13 protein-coding genes are annotated in these 14029 nt (G+C 37.7%); 2 read left to right on the forward strand and 11 right to left on the reverse strand.

Features of this window, described 5'->3' with window-relative positions; translation table 11 throughout:
* Positions 1–49: 49 nt before the first annotated feature.
* The 7 genes from LZP85_RS11695 to LZP85_RS11725 all read right to left on the reverse strand — a co-directional run bounded on the left by LZP85_RS11695 (position 50) and on the right by LZP85_RS11725 (position 9212).
* Complete coding sequence (locus tag LZP85_RS11695; protein WP_242531523.1) at positions 50–1261, reverse strand: multidrug effflux MFS transporter; 1212 nt, start codon at positions 1259–1261, stop codon at positions 50–52.
* Positions 1262–1311: 50 nt separating this feature from the next.
* Positions 1312–1485, reverse strand: coding sequence for a hypothetical protein (locus LZP85_RS11700; RefSeq protein ID WP_153301140.1), 174 nt, complete (start codon positions 1483–1485; stop codon positions 1312–1314).
* A gap of 350 nt (positions 1486–1835) precedes the next feature.
* A complete protein-coding gene (locus LZP85_RS11705) occupies positions 1836–4028 on the reverse strand; it encodes an alpha-galactosidase (protein WP_206782556.1) in 2193 nt (730 codons plus the stop codon).
* Between the two features lie 27 nt (positions 4029–4055).
* Positions 4056–5090, reverse strand: a complete 1035-nt coding sequence (locus tag LZP85_RS11710) for a LacI family DNA-binding transcriptional regulator (RefSeq protein ID WP_025910913.1) — start codon at positions 5088–5090, stop codon at positions 4056–4058.
* A 263-nt stretch (positions 5091–5353) separates the two neighbouring features.
* The gene (gene pbp4b / locus LZP85_RS11715; RefSeq protein WP_226638991.1) at positions 5354–6712 is read right to left on the reverse strand and encodes a penicillin binding protein PBP4B; all 1359 of its coding nucleotides are present in this window, start codon (positions 6710–6712) and stop codon (positions 5354–5356) included.
* Positions 6713–6966: 254 nt separating this feature from the next.
* On the reverse strand, positions 6967–8145 hold the full coding sequence (locus LZP85_RS11720; protein ID WP_226638993.1) for an MFS transporter: 1179 nt from the start codon (positions 8143–8145) through the stop codon (positions 6967–6969).
* A gap of 83 nt (positions 8146–8228) precedes the next feature.
* On the reverse strand, positions 8229–9212 hold the full coding sequence (locus LZP85_RS11725) for a ring-cleaving dioxygenase (RefSeq protein ID WP_025910907.1): 984 nt from the start codon (positions 9210–9212) through the stop codon (positions 8229–8231).
* A gap of 303 nt (positions 9213–9515) precedes the next feature.
* Between LZP85_RS11725 and LZP85_RS11730 the strand changes: the two genes are divergently transcribed.
* The gene (locus LZP85_RS11730; RefSeq protein WP_076512809.1) at positions 9516–9707 is read left to right on the forward strand and encodes a hypothetical protein; all 192 of its coding nucleotides are present in this window, start codon (positions 9516–9518) and stop codon (positions 9705–9707) included.
* Positions 9708–9851: 144 nt separating this feature from the next.
* Here the strand turns inward: LZP85_RS11730 and map are convergent, their stop codons facing one another.
* The 3 genes from map to LZP85_RS11745 form a co-directional block, all read right to left on the reverse strand.
* Positions 9852–10595, reverse strand: a complete 744-nt coding sequence (map, locus tag LZP85_RS11735) for a type I methionyl aminopeptidase (protein WP_025910904.1) — start codon at positions 10593–10595, stop codon at positions 9852–9854.
* Between the two features lie 177 nt (positions 10596–10772).
* Positions 10773–11243 (reverse strand): DUF3278 domain-containing protein, encoded by a 471-nt coding sequence (locus tag LZP85_RS11740; RefSeq protein ID WP_119543150.1) that lies wholly within the window; start codon positions 11241–11243, stop codon positions 10773–10775.
* 2 nt (positions 11244–11245) lie between these two features.
* Positions 11246–11440, reverse strand: coding sequence for a helix-turn-helix transcriptional regulator (locus tag LZP85_RS11745; RefSeq protein ID WP_078989520.1), 195 nt, complete (start codon positions 11438–11440; stop codon positions 11246–11248).
* Positions 11441–11594: 154 nt separating this feature from the next.
* On the opposite strand from LZP85_RS11745, the gene LZP85_RS11750 reads away from it, so the two are divergent.
* Positions 11595–12122 (forward strand): HAD-IIIA family hydrolase, encoded by a 528-nt coding sequence (locus tag LZP85_RS11750; protein ID WP_226638995.1) that lies wholly within the window; start codon positions 11595–11597, stop codon positions 12120–12122.
* Positions 12123–12345: 223 nt separating this feature from the next.
* Here the strand turns inward: LZP85_RS11750 and LZP85_RS11755 are convergent, their stop codons facing one another.
* Positions 12346–13662: a hemolysin family protein gene (locus tag LZP85_RS11755; protein WP_061786349.1), complete on the reverse strand. Its 1317-nt coding sequence runs from the start codon at positions 13660–13662 to the stop codon at positions 12346–12348.
* Between the last annotated feature and the right edge of the window lie 367 nt (positions 13663–14029).

The following is a 14029-nucleotide window of genomic DNA, read 5'->3' on the forward strand; positions in this document are numbered from 1 at the left end:
TCTAAAAAATAGCCCTTTACGTTATGTAAAGCGCTATTTTTTTGTAATGTTATCCTTTTTTATTTACAAGTAACATATAAGCACATAAAGCAAGTAACTCACAGATTGCAATAACAATTCCCATCGCTAAATCCGTATTGTTTCCAAATGCGCCCACTAACGGCGCTACGGATCCTCCTAGTAAAAATGGGAGTAGTCCTAATAAAGCAGCTGCACTCCCCGCTTGTTTTCCTTGAGTTTGCATAGCTAATGAAAATACCGTTGTATTGACAATCCCAACGCTTGTTACTGAGAAGAATAAAAAAACACACAGCAGCAACACAGAGTCTGTGAATAAAATAGCGAGCACTAAGCTAATGCTGCCAACAGCAGCTTGAATCAGACCATACGTCAGCAAGATACTTTCAGAAATTCTTCCTGCCAAACGTCCCGTCACCTGCGTGGCAATAATTAAACCTAAACCATTAATAGCAAACACCGCACTAAACATTTGTGGAGACAACCCATAAATTTCTTGAAGAACAAATGTTGAGCCCGAAATGTAAGCAAACATTGCGCTCATTACGAACCCTTGCGTCAACGCGTAACCTACAAATGTTTTGTCTTTCACTAAGCTTCCAAAGGTTTGTAAAATCTCTTTAAATCCGCCTGTTTTACGGCGTTCCGGCGGTAGTGTTTCATCTAGTCCAACCATAACGCTGATTAACATAACTAAGCCAATTACGGTTAAAACACCGAATACTCCTCGCCACGATACGAACTCCAGTACTTGACCTCCTGCAATCGGTGCTACAATAGGTGCTAACCCGTTAACGAGCATCAGCATTGCAAAAAATTTAGTTAAATCTGTTCCTGAAAACAAGTCTCGCACGCTCGCTCTTGAAATGACCATACCAGCCGCCCCTGCAGCTCCTTGAATAAAGCGTAAGGCAATAAATATCCAAATAGTAGGTGCCACAACGCATAAAGCTGAAGCGATTGTATAGATAATAATTGAAATAACGAGAGGCTTTTTTCGACCTTTAATATCGCTAAAAGGCCCCATTAACAGTTGACCAAACGCTAACCCAATCAAGCAGGCTGTTAAACTAATTTGAACTAAAGATGTTGTCGCATCAAGTTCTTTTGCAATTGTTGGCAGAGCGGGTAAATACATATCGATTGTAAAAGGCCCAAATGCACCCAGCCCTCCTAAAATTAAAACAAGCAGCAAACGGCTTTTTGAACCAACTGCTATATTTTGCGTAAGCTCTCTTTGCATAATATTCTCTCCTTTTTACCCAAATGAAAAAGAGCAACTGTATCCGTTGCTCATTGAACTAAAAACAAAATTTTAACTAGTAAATATAAAATCCATATTGAGACAATTAAAATTAATCCATTTAAAAGACGATTTTGAAACGTTTGAGTTTTTTTCTTTGGCTGAGCTTGTTTTCTTCGTTCAGAACGACTCATGGGCTGTTGATTATCATGATTCGCTAACATGATCTTGCATCTCCAATCTTACTAACAAAATCTTTTCTCGCTAAATAGTTTACCACACTTCTACTAAATAGTGGAGAATAACCATTACAAAAAAGAGGGTGGGACATAACAAAACAAATTTTCAAAAAGACACACAATCCCTTTTCTCACCTCTTTACGTTGTCAGAACACGTTCGTTCCATTGCGCTACGGCCACTCGCTTTCCGCGGAGAGTGTCCTTCGCTCCATTCCACCCTGTTTCTAACATTGTTTTCACAATCAACAAAAAACCTGAACGATTAAAAGTGAGGAACTCTCAATCGTTCAGGTTTATCATTGGCTGAAATCCTTATGTCCCAGCCTCCCTTTCTTTATCTTTTTGCTTTAAATTTCCACACATAGCTTTGAAAGTCACCTTGTAAGGAAATAGGGATATGAATTCCACTGTACATAAGCTCATCGCCCCCATACACCTTATCTGTTCCTATTAATTCATACGATTTCTCTGAATCTAACCCATGAAGTTTGATCGAGCGCAAAGGTGCCGCCGGCTCAGCAAGTACACGATAATAAAATACTACTACCTCTTCTTTTGCTTCATCCGTAAATAACCATGCCGTTTCATGTCCTTCAAATGGACTTAAGAGTCGATAAAAATTACCGTACTGAATGAGTCTTCGAATTTCCTTATATTCCACAATTTGCTCTTTTACAGCTTGTTTCTCTTCATCTGTTAGCTTCGTTAAATCTAGCTCATAGCCAAGGTTGCCAGCCATTGCTACATCACCGCGCATCTTTAATGGTGCATAGCGATGAACTTGGTGATTCGGAATATCTGATACGTGCGCTCCCATTGATACAATCGGGTACACAAGGCTTGTGCCATACTGAATTTTCAGACGTTCAACCGCATCCGTGTTATCGCTGGTCCAAGTTTGCGGCATGTAATACAGCATCCCTGGGTCAAAGCGTCCTCCACCACCAGAGCAGCTTTCAAATAAAATATGAGGAAATGCAGTTGTAAGGTCCTCCATCATTTTGTATACGCCTAAAATATGGCGATGAGACGTTTCTTTTTGACGCTCAGCAGGAAGAAGTGCTGAACCCACTTCTGTTAAGTGGCGGTTCATGTCCCATTTAACATACGTAATTGGAACGCTTGAAAGAATAGCTGAGATACGTTTTGTAATTTCAGCGCGTACATCTTCTCTAGAAAAATCAAGAACAAGTTGCTCTCGACTTTCCGTTCGATGACGGTTCGGTACGTGCAAACACCAATCCGGATGTTCTCTATATAAATCACTATCTTTTGAGACCATTTCAGGTTCAAACCATAAGCCAAACTCCATGTTTACGTTGTTTACACGTTTGGCCACATCTTCTAAGCCTGCAGGAAGTTTCTCATTATCAACGAACCAATCTCCAAGTGACGTTGTGTCTGAGTTGCGCTTTTTAAACCAGCCATCATCAAGTACAAACAGCTCCATGCCAAGCTCGCTACCTACCTTGGCAATTTGCTCTACTTTCTCCGCATCAAAATCAAAGTAAGTAGCTTCCCAGTTGTTTACCAGTATTGGACGCTCTTTCTCTTTAAATTCACCGCGTAATAGATGGTTTTTATATAAATTATGGAAAGTGTGAGACATTTCTGATAAACCTGCAGCTGAATATACCATGACGACTTCAGGAGTTTGAAAAGCCTCCTCTTTTTCTAGTAACCACGTAAAATTATGCGGGTGAATGCCTACAGATAAACGCGCCGTTGAAAACTGGTCTACTTCTACTTGGGCTAAGAAATTACCGCTATAAACAAAGTTAAATCCATATACTTCTCCAGAATATTCAGTCGCATCTTTACGAAGCAGCGCAAGAAAAGGATTCTGCTGATGGCTGCTTGCACCTCTTATACTGCCAACAGATTGAATACCCGTATGCAATGGCTGACGCTCAACATGACGCTCTTTCCCCCATGCACCTGGCAGTGAAAGCATATCAAATTCTGCGTCCCGAAAATCAACGTTAGCACTGAGAGCACGAATCAACTTTATAGACTCTTTCCCTTGGTTTTCAAACTTTGTCGCACGCGTAATCCCATTATAGTTTTCAAAAACCGTATACTGTAACGTTACTTCTAAGCCAATAATGCTATCTTCTAACACAATCTCTAGAGTCTCTGCTTCATCATCAGAATGAATATATGTAGCTGGTAATTCTTCTAAGCTAGGTTTCCCTTTATAAATTCGATGCTCTTTATAACGTAAATCCGTAACCGCTGTACCATTTGATAGTTCTACTTGATAAGCTGGTGAACGAAAATCACCGTTTCCATGCTGAGGGTATTCTTGAGGTAACCAATCCAGTGAAAACGTGCGGTCTCCTTGATACGGGTTCGGCGAAAACGAACGGTCTAACGGCTGGATTTGGTTTGTGTGATTGTAGTTATTAATCTTTCTCCCCCAGTAAAAATGAGCTAAGTAATTATCTCGAACAAGCCCCATTACGTAGCTTGTATCTTTTGCTTTCAAGTGAAAGATCTTATTCTTTTCGTCAAATAAAATAGACATTTCTCTCCATCTCCCCTAGCTTTGTTGTCATTCTATCTTTTCTGCTATACTTTCCCGAGCAATAAAGCTCGTAGGTAACATAACCTTAATTGGTAACTCTCTTCCTTTTAATCTATCATGAAGAAGCTTTACCGCTGTTTTCCCCATTTCTTCTGTATGAATTTTAACTGTAGATAGGCTTGGAGTTAGGTAAGCTGCTGCACTAATATCATCAAAACTAACAATTGATACTTCCTTTGGCACATGAATACCTGCTTCATTAAGCGCTTTTAAAGCTCCAATAGCCAATGGGTCACTCGCTACAATAATTGCAGTAGGCATGCTTTCTTGATTAATTAATTCTTTCGTCATTTCGTATCCATGAATTGGATCCCATCCCGTTACTTTTACATAGCGTGAATGAAAGTTCCCTTTTTCTTTCATCACTCGTTCATACGTGTTTTGACGTCTTTCAGAATGATGCTCTCCGGCACTGTCACTGAGGCGCTTTGTAATCACTTTCCCACCAATAAAGGCAATATCTTTATGCTTCATTTCTTCTAGCTTTTCAATTAAGTCTCTAGTTGCAGCTTCGAAATCAGACGTCACTACATCAAAATCATTACCTTTAGGTGTATAGTCAACAAAGATTAGCCTATTTTTATTGTAATAAAATGACGCTAAATCTTTTTCGTCAATTGCTCCTATCACGATTAAGCCGTCTAAATGATTAAGTCCGCCTTTAGGGATTTCATTTTCACCAACCACAAATACGTTTTCAATTTTAAATTGATAAGCTTCACAAATACTTTCGATGCCTAATCGAATAGATAAAAAGTATGGATCATTCACTTCATCTTTTTGTGATGTTGTTAGGATTAAACCGATAGAACGAGTCTCTGTTAATTTTGAATACGCCGTATTTTTTCTTTTTGACGACTGATAATTTAAGCTTTTTGCAGTGTTAATTACTCGCTTACGCGTATCGTCAGCGACGGATAGAGTTTGATCACTATTTAAAATTCTAGATACGGTAGCGATTGAAACGCCTGCTTGCTGTGCAATATCTTTAATCGTTGCCATAAGTTAGCCACTCCCTGTAAAACTTCTATTTGCTTTTATGATAGCATACGAAAATTGGTATAGACCAAACAGTTTACGAAAAAAGACTGCTTGCTTATTATGCAGTCGTCGGCAAAACAGTTAATTTTACTATTTTTTTAGTAAAATTAACTAAATTTATTTTATCAAAACCTCCGATGGAGTTCAACATCTTTTTGAATGCGTTTTCAAAAAAAAGAAGAAAGAAGAAGCTGATTAACCTCAGCTCCTTCTTTCTTCACTCTCTATTCAATGGCGTCATAAACGCCTGTTACAACGCTTCCATATTGACCAGTTTCAAACACATCTCCTTCAAAGCGATTTGGATTTTCTGACGGATTAATAAGTGGTGAATGTTTCTTGTTCGTCAATAAAACAATACCTAAATCCTTCTCTCGATCAATGATTGTGACAGTACCAACCCAGCCAGTATGGCCAATTGCATTTTGACTTGCATGAGGACCAAACATCCATTCCATGCTTTCATCCCCGTTTCGTCTCCATCCAAGTGCATATGTAGAATTCATAGGTGACGGCTCTGTAAAGGTTTGAATTGTTTGCTCATTAAATAATTGATGACGACCATATCCTCCTCCGTTTAACATGACTTGTAGTAAAACTGCTAAATCACTCGTTGTTGAAAACAAGCCAGCATGCCCCGAAACACCTGCCATTGAATAATATGCTTTTTCGTCATGAACTTCTCCTTGCAATGTATATGTTCGAACATTCGGAAAACTTATAACACCATCCCGCGTATTACCCTGTAGTTCAGTTGCCGCAAAGTCTTTAGACTTAAATCCTTTTTGTAGCGGGTTAAACAGTGTATGTCTCAAGCCCAATGGTCGATAAATTTCATTTTCCACATAATGATCTAAGCGCTGATTAGTAATTTTTTCAACGATAACGCCGAGGAGCATATAATCAACGTCGCTGTATACATTCTTTGTTCCTGGTTCGTATTGAAGAGGTGTCTTGGAAATTAAACTAATGGTTCTGTCTCTTTCCTGAGAATATAAAGCACCCGCTTTTGGATGAAAGTATTGTGGATCTGGTGGAAATCCCCCGCTATGATGAAGTAAATCAATCACTTTCATTTGATCCTTTCCCTTAATAACATCCTCTGATTGGTCTTTAAAGTCTGGTAGATATGTTTGAACCTTTTCATTTAAATTTAGCTTCCCTTCGCTAACCAGCTTTTGGAGAGCGAAGTTTACCGCATACATTTTCGTATTCGATGCTAAATCAAACATAGTACTTGTTTTCATTTTTTCAGGGTGTTTTAAAAGTGTAGAACTATTATATTTTTTAGCATAGCCATACGCGGTATTTTTCACAACTTTACCATCTTTTACAACAAGTAATACGGCGCCTGGAAAACCCCTTTTAATTTCTTGTTCAATCATCGCATCAACTTCTTTTAGCTTAGCAGATGACATGCCAACCTCCTCAGGTTTTGCTTTTTTTAACAATGAATAGTTGATAGCATAAAGTGAGTCTTGATGAACAGAAGCTTCTGAATGAATAGTAGCGTCTGCAAATGAGGGGTTGCTTGTTAGGACAAGCATTGATGCTAGTGATAACGCTGCGTACGATTTTTTCATGGCACTTCCTCCTACAAGAATAGTAGATGCATAACTAGGATTGTGCTTCTACTATTATTGTAAAAGAAAACTTGATTAGAAGATATTGGATATAAGTCCTGTTTCTTCATTTAAAATTCAACTAATGCATTCGACTTATTCTACAAGATTACAAACTTTCTAACACAGTTAACGTTTTTTGTAATAATGCTAGTCCATTTATGATAGATAAGAAAGAAGAAGGTCTTATTCTTCCCCTTTCTTATCCCATACTACTACCCTCTATTTCTAGAAACCGATCTCATAGCAAACCATTGAATAATACTCATCGTAAATATCACAACAAGTAAAAAAACATACGTGGAGTAAAATTGACCGGTTAAGTCAACTAAAGTACCGATGATAATTGGTCCTAATGCACCGATGATATAGCCAGCTGACTGGGTCATTGCTGACAAGCCAGCAGCTTCATCAGCGTTTTTCGATAAATCAATCGGTAGTAATAAGTTTAGCGGAAATAGCGTTCCAGCACCGATACCAATAAAGATTGCACCCACCCATGGAACAACTTCAAGAGCTAATAAAAGTAGACCTAACGCTTCCATTCCAGCGGCAAACCAGAGCCAAAAAAGGCGTGATGTCACTTTTTTTAATAAAACTGGTAATAAAAAACCCACTGGAATTTGAGTTGCAGTAAAGAGCGTAAGAATGTTTGCTGCATACTGCTTCGAATAGCCCTGATTTTCAATCAGTGGAGCAATCCAAGCCGTTGCCGAATAAAAAATCATGGCCATACAGCCAAAAGATAACGTTAATAGCCACGCGCGTTGGCTTTTCCAAGGTATAGGCTTCACTTCTTCGGGTACCGAAAGACCAGAGGAACTTTCGCTATTTTTCAAAACCCATTGCCACCACACTGGAATAGCAGCAATAGCAAATAGTATCCAAACGCTCAGCGTCACTCTCCACGAATTTGTGCTTTCATAAATCGAAACTGAAAGCCATGAAGCGGCAACTGCTCCTGTTGTCAAAGCAGCTGTATACAGACTAATCATAAACGGTACATGTTCATTAAAATATTTTTTTATAAAGCCAGACAAAAGCGGGCCCATAGCGGCAATTCCTACTCCTGCTATAAGCGAGGTCATAATTAAAAAGCCTGTTGAATATGTAAAAAAACGTAGTACCGTCCCAATTCCAATCAAACAAAGCGCATACCCAATAATACGCTCTAGCCCAAATTTTTGAGCCAAGCTTGCAGCAAGCGGTGAAAACACTCCCATACACAACACGGGTACAGCTGTCAAAAGGCTAGCCGTAGACGCATTCATTTGAAGTGCTGACGTAAGCTCCTGTAAAATAGGGGAAATTGAATTAATAGCTGGCCTCATATTTAGTGCTGCAATCATAATGGAAACAGCAAATAAAACCATTTTCTTTTTATTGATGATCATCACCCCCACACCTTCTCTTCTATTATACGTCAGTTCTTCTAACAATGACGTAAAAAAAAAGCAGCTTCCATTGGAAGCTACCTTTACTCATACTCTTTTTCAAAGTGTTTTGTACTCCGAACCGTTTCAATTGGTCGTACAAGCTTTTCAATTTGTTCACGTTTAGGCTCTAAAAATGGAGGAAGTGAAAGCTTTTCTCCTAGTGTTTCATACTCTTCATCTCCCATAAATCCTGGACCATCCGTTGCAAATTCAAATAAAATCCCAGGAGAAACGCGAGCATATAAAGATTCAAAGAAATGACGATTCACATAGCCTGATGTTGGAAATCTAAAGCTCGCAAGTCGATCAATCCACTCTTCAAGTACTTGACGATCATTCACTCGGAACGCAACGTGGTGAACGGTTCCATACCCTTGAATACCTTCAGGTAAAGTTGTGTTATGTTCAACTACTACTTGAGCACCGTTCCCACCTTCTCCAACTTCAAATAGATACAAGTCACCTTTTTGGTCCACCTCGCGGAATAATAATACTTTCTCTAATACTTCCTTAAAGAACTCATAATTCGCCACGCGTACAAAGATTGGACCAAGTCCAGTAATGGCATATTCCAGTGGAATCGGCCCCTTTTGCCAAGGTATACCAGAAGCTACTCCGACATTTCCTTCATCAGAAATTAATTGGTATTGCTGATCATCAAAGTCCACAAAAGATAAAGTTTTCTTTCCGAATAGTTCCTGAATACCACCGTGATGAACACCTAAACGATTAAATCGCTTTTCCCAATATTGAAGTGCTTCATTGTTTGGAACACGAAATGATGTTTTAAAAATTTCATTCGTACCATGAGATCCTTTTGGAATTCCTGGGAAGTCAAAAAACGTCATATCAGTTCCAGCACTTCCTTTATCATCTGCAAAAAACAAATGATAGGTTTGAATATCGTCCTGGTTGACTGTTTTTTTCACCAAGCGCATCCCTAGTACATACGTGAAAAACTCATAATTTTTTTCAGCACTACTCGTAATAGCTGTCACGTGATGAATACCTTTTAATTCATTCATTCTAATTCCTCCTAACTAGGATTATGTTTATACCATCATTTATTTTCATATCAAATATCTTTAATTCGAGATAATTATATCAAATTCACTTTCATTATGTCAATGTCAATCAGCTCATTATAATAAAGTTAAAAATGGACTCGCCCTTTTCTACTCAATACAGGCTTTTGCATATACCAGGTTGTCCGGTTTTTCATATCTTATATTAAGTAGAATGCATTAGAGCTTCTACTAATAAAACAACTGGGAGATGATTGTCAATGTGTAGAAAACACGACAAGCACCGTAAAGGTAAAAAAGATTATGGTAAGAAAGAGTTTAAATGCTACTGCTACGAAAAAGATTCTTACAAAAAAGATTACAAGCACGATGACAAAAGAACTTGTGACAAAAAGAAACACAGCTACGACAAGAAAGAAAAATGCTCTTATAAAAAAAGCAGCAAACGCCACGGTAAATGGGACTACTAATTTAAATAAACTAAATTTATTTTAGTAAATAGAAAGAATAGAACGATTTTTGTTCTATTCTTTTTTATCTTCATTTCTTCACTTTCCACCTACATTAAAATGAATCAACAAACAATTAAGCTTTGGTATGAGTAGTACTATAAAAAAGCAGATGCAAAGGCATCTGCTTCTATTCTGTTACGATAATTGGTTGACCTTTCGTCACAATGATTGTGTGCTCAATTTGTGCAACAAAGCTTCCATCATTTGTCGCTAACGTCCAGCCGTCATCCAGCTGATATGCTTCTTCAGCATTTGTTGACACGAACGGTTCATACGCAATAACCATTCCATCTTTTAAAAGCGTGCGGTCTCTTGGCTCATAGTAGTTATGAACGTGATCTGGCTTATCGCGAAGTGAATGTCCTACCCCGTGACCCGTTAAGTTAGTAATAACCGTGTACCCACGTTTGCGTGCACTGTTATGAACAGCTCGCCCAACATTACTAAGCTTACCACCAGCTTTAAACTTTTTAAGTCCCTCATCAAATACTTCTTTTGTCGCTTTACAAAGCTTCTCTAAAAACTTATTACTGTCCCCAACAACAAACGAAATGCCCGTATCAGCAAAATAACCGTCTTTCGAACCTGATACATCAATATTAACAAGATCTCCATCTTCAATTACACGTTTACCAGGAATGCCGTGAGCTACCTCTTCGTTTACACTAATACAAGAATAGCCTGGGAAATCAAATAGTTCTTTCGGAGCAGAAATTGCTCCATGTTTTTCAAAAAGTTCTTTAGCTAATTCATCTAGTTCGCCTGTTGTAACTCCAGGCTTCGTTTCTTTTACTAACGTATCTCTTATCTCAGCAAGAATCTTTCCAATTTTCATTAAGCCTTGCCTTTCTTCTTCAGTACGTACTATCACTTTCTATTCACACCTTTCATATGAACATATCTTATCTTACTCCAAGGATTCAAGCAATGAGTTAGGATTATAAATAAATAAAACAAAATATTCATTTTTTTCACCACATAAAAATACAGGCTTTATTATAGCCTGTATTTCTTTATAAGCTAATTACTGTTTTATAGTATGGATTCATTAATCTAACAGCTCTTTATTTTTTGCATACGAGCGTTTTAATGAAATATATTCAGCAAGAAACATTAAAACACCGCTAATCAATACAATACCTGCTACGTCAAAAGACTTTTCGCTAAACGCTTGCCACCCTAAAAATAATACATATAGTAACGGAAACAACACTATAAAGCTAATCGACTTTACAACAATTCGCTTTTTTTCTTTTTCAAATGCACGTTCGGACATTACATTTGTGTATTCTATTCCCGATACGATATATCGAATAAATACATAGGCAACAAAGAGTATTATCGGTATTCCTGCCAACAACTGAATAGGTATATTCCATGCAAAAAACACCTGTGTTCCTATCAATAAAAATCCAAGTGAACCTAGCATAAAAAGCGCTCCTTCTCCTAAGAAGTAAACAATTCTTTGCGCTTTGTATTCATCATCAGGAAGTATACATGATAACCATGATTCTTTCACTGTCATTCCTCCTCCCAAAACAAATCATTTAAAGTTTTGTCAAGTTCTTTTGCAATATTAACACAGAGCTGAAGTGTAGGATTATATTTACCTTTTTCGATTAACCCAATTGTTTGCCTTGTTACATTTACTTTTTGTGCGAGATCCGCCTGTGTTATGCCTTTTTCAATACGGGCAAATTTAACTTTATTTTTCAAACAACCACCTTTTCTAATTTGCAATATATACATTACTTTTGTTAACTATATATTACATTTTATAGTTAACATCGTCAACTTAATATTCCATTAATTGAACAATTATCCATATTCATATACACTAAAAATAATTTCATAGAAAAGAGGTTTCTTGATGGCTTCGTGTATTCAAGCAGTTTTTATTGATCGTGATGGCCCAATAGGAGGCGACGATACAGTTCATTACCCAAAAGATTTTACGTTGTTTTCTTTTTCATTAAAAACCATTCATTTGTTAAAAGAGCACAATATTAAACTATTTGCTTTTACCAACCAGCCTGGAATTTCAAGCGGAGAAGCAACCAAAAATGAGTTTATAAACGAATTGACTTCATTTGGGTTTGACGACTTTTGCATTTGTCCCCATCATCATACTGCGGGATGCACATGCAGAAAGCCGAGTATCGGCATGCTTATAGAAGCTGCCCGTAAGCATCAGTTAGACTTATCAAAATGCGTGATAATTGGAGATCGGTGGACGGACATTGAAGCTGGAAGGAAAGTAGGAGCAACAACCATTTTAGTGCAAACAGGTGCGGGAAAAAAAGCTCTTGCTGAGAATAAGCATGAACAAACGAAAAATTTCCCTCATTATATTGCTACGAACTTAGAAGAAGCGGGAAAGTGGCTCCTCAAAGCTTAGTTCTATTTAAAAGGGAAAAAGAGAATGAAAGATAAAATGTTTTATGTTTGGTTGGCCGTTATTGCATTGTTCACAGGTGAAATCGTGTTATTTATGATGCTTTACTTAGTGTTAATGGCACTCCAGGGCATACACCAAACGTTGCTGCATTTTTATGAAGATTGGAAGCGCAAGAATAACATATAAAAAGCCAGCTTGACCATATGGCCAAGCTGGCTTTTTATTATACTTCAGCTGCGTTTTCTTGCAGTTTCCTTACTTCTACTTCTTTTATTTGCAATCCATCTACATCAGTCACCTTAAACTCATAACCTTCGTAAACGATACAATCGTGAAGCTCAATATCGGTTTTTTGTGTTAAAATCCAACCGCCAATCGTATCGACTTCTTCTTCTTCGATGTGAATTCCTAATAAGTCGTTTACCTCTTCAACTAGCACTTTGGCATTTAAAAGGTAATGATCGTCTGATACTTTACGAACCTCTTGAACTTCTTCGCCATCAAACTCGTCCTGGATTTCTCCAACGATTTCTTCAAGAATATCTTCAATCGTAACAAGTCCAGACGTCCCGCCATATTCATCAATTAAAGCAGCCATTTGCGTACGATTCTTCTGCATGGTTAACAGTAAATCGTGAATTGGAATTGATTCAATAACCTGGATAATTGGCTTCATATATCGCTCAACCTTCTCTTGCTTTAAGTGACTATGAATGACCACATCATTTAAAACTTCTTTTAGGTTAATTAAACCAATAATTTGATCTTTGTCACCTTCTGCTACAAACGGATAACGCGTATAGCGTTCTTCTACTGCTACTTTTAAGAACTCTTCTATTGTATCCTCATTTGATACCACAATCATTTCTGTTCTTGGCACCATAATTTCACGTGCAACGCGATTATCAAACTCAAATATGTTATTTACATACTTATATTCCGCTTGGTTAATTTCTCCACCTTCATAGCTTTCTGACAAAATAATACGAAGCTCTTCTTCACTATGAGCGATTTCATGCTCAGAAGCTGGCTTTAGCCCGAAAAGACCGACTAAAATACGTGCTGACCCGTTTAATAACCAGATGAATGGATACATTAAGCGATAAAACCAAATAAGAGCTGGCGCTAATAATAGTGTTACCGTTTCTGCTTTTTGAATAGCAACTGTTTTCGGAGCCAATTCCCCGACTACAACGTGTAGAAACGTAACAAGAGCAAAGGCAATAGCAAAGGATAATAAATGTGACAGCGTTGATGAAAAGCCAAAATCAGCAAAAATTGGATTTAAGATTTTCTCAACAGTCGGCTCACCTAACCAACCCAAGCCTAAAGCTGTAATTGTAATACCTAACTGACAGGCAGATAGATACTCGTCAAGATGTGTGGTTACCCTTTGAGCTGCAAGTGCCCCTCTTCTTCCTTCAGCAATCAGCTGATCAACCTTTGAACTACGAAGTTTTACAATGGCAAACTCAGCCGCTACGAAGAACGCGGTCAAACCAATTAAAAGCGCAACTAATATTAAATTAAGTGTAATCAATACGTTTTCTTATTCTGTCAAACGGCAGAATAAGAGAACACCTCCTGTTTTATAAAAGTATCGACTGGATTACACCTTTATGTATAAAGGTGATTCCAGGTGCATAAATGTAACTTTCAATCTCTTTTTAATGCACGCTACTTTTATTACATTAACCATACTTGCAAATCTGCTTCGTCTGCTATGTCTCCCTGCCCCATGGAATCACCCCCCTTTTAAACTATCAGTTAATGGTTTTTTACTATATATAGCAAAGATTAAGAATCATTATACATGATTTTTGGGAAACTTACAGATAAGTTCATGACGAATTTATGAACTTCATTTTAACGTTTAAATCTTTTACATTCCTGTAACAAAAGAGTTT

The organism is Priestia flexa (genome assembly GCF_021441905.1).
GTDB classification, from domain to species: domain Bacteria; phylum Bacillota; class Bacilli; order Bacillales; family Bacillaceae_H; genus Priestia; species Priestia flexa.